A 1,396-nucleotide genomic window follows, 5' to 3' on the forward strand; every position below is an offset into this window, starting at 1 on the left:
CGCCACGGGGTCCGACGGCTCCTACTACTACCGCGCGGTGCTCCGGCCCGACCTGCGCCGCCTGTACGCCGCCGTGCTCGCCGAGCACCACCACGTCTCGCTCGAACAGCAGCCGGAGCGTGCCGCCGAGCTGATCGGGCCCGAGCTGTGGCCGTGGCTGGGGCCCGAGCCGCCCCGGACCGGAACCGAGGGCGGCGTTCCCGTCGACGTGCTGCGCCGCCTCGTCGACCGGCTCGAAGCACTCGGCGCACCCCGCACCCGTACCCCCCGTACTCCTAAGGAAGATGTGACGTGACGAGTCCCTCCACGCCCCGGGCCCGCACCGCCGGGCAGGTCGGCGAGCAGGCCGGTGCCGTACTGCGCGAGATCGGGCGCGCCGTCGTCGGCAAGCCGGACGCCCTCGAACACGTCATGCTGGCCGTGCTGGCCGGCGGGCACGTCCTCGTCGAGGATCTGCCGGGGCTCGGCAAGACGCTCCTCGCGCGGTCCTTCGCCACCACGCTCGGCCTGGACTTCCGCCGCATCCAGTTCACGCCCGACCTGCTGCCGTCGGACGTCACCGGGGCGCCGCTGTACGACCAGCGCACCGGCGAGCTGGTGTTCCACCCCGGCCCCGTCTTCACGCACCTCCTGCTCGCCGACGAGATCAACCGCACGCCGCCCAAGACACAGGCCGCGCTGCTGGAGGCGATGGCCGAGTCGCAGGTGACCGTGGACGGCGAGACCCGGCCGCTCGCCGACCCGTTCCTGGTGATCGCGACCGCCAACCCGGTGGAGTACGAGGGCACTTATTCTCTTCCCGAGGCCCAGCTCGACCGGTTCCAGCTGCGCGTGCGGATGGGGTATCTGACCGCCCCGGAGGAGCTGGCGATGCTGCGGGCCCGGGTCGACCGGGCCGCGCCCGAGGCCGTGCTCGACACGCTGGCGGGGCCGGCCGACGTCCAGGCGTGGCGGGCCGTCGTGGAGGGCGTGGAGATCGACGACGACCTGCTGGAGTACGCCGTCGCGCTGGTCGGTGCGACCCGCGAGCACCCGCAGATCAGCATCGGCGCCTCGCCGCGCGGCGGACTCGCCCTGGTCCAGCTCGCGCGCGCCCGCGCCGTGCTGGACGGCCGGGACTACGTCGTCCCGGAAGACATCAAGAACCTGGCGGTGCCGGCGCTGGCCCACCGGGTCTCGCTGCGGCCCGAGTTGTGGGTGCGCGAGGTGTCCACGGACGACGTGCTGCGCGAGATCGTCGACAGCGTCGGCACGCCGTCCACGCGGCGTACGGCCGCCATGTCGTCGTGACCGTGCCCGCGCCGCGGCCCAGTGCCGCGGTGGTCCGCGCCCTGGAGGGGCGCACCTCGCCGACGCAGCCGCCGCCCGCGCCGCCCGGCGGGCCGCGCCCGGGTGA

At 74.6% G+C, this 1,396-nt stretch carries 1 protein-coding gene and 1 pseudogene; both read left to right on the forward strand.

Translation table 11 applies throughout. The features are described from left to right. Positions 1-295, forward strand: a pseudogene (locus GTW67_RS24685) (hypothetical protein); the annotation flags it as partial. Then, positions 292-1,290 carry an AAA family ATPase gene (locus tag GTW67_RS24690; RefSeq protein ID WP_161167000.1) on the forward strand — a complete coding sequence of 333 codons (999 nt, stop codon included), beginning with the start codon at positions 292-294 and terminating at the stop codon, positions 1,288-1,290. The pseudogene GTW67_RS24685 and the gene GTW67_RS24690, both read left to right, overlap by 4 nt. The last annotated feature ends 106 nt before the right edge of the window (positions 1,291-1,396 follow it).

Origin of the sequence: Streptomyces sp. SID5910, from assembly GCF_009862125.1 — a bacterium.
Lineage (GTDB): Bacteria > Actinomycetota > Actinomycetes > Streptomycetales > Streptomycetaceae > Streptomyces.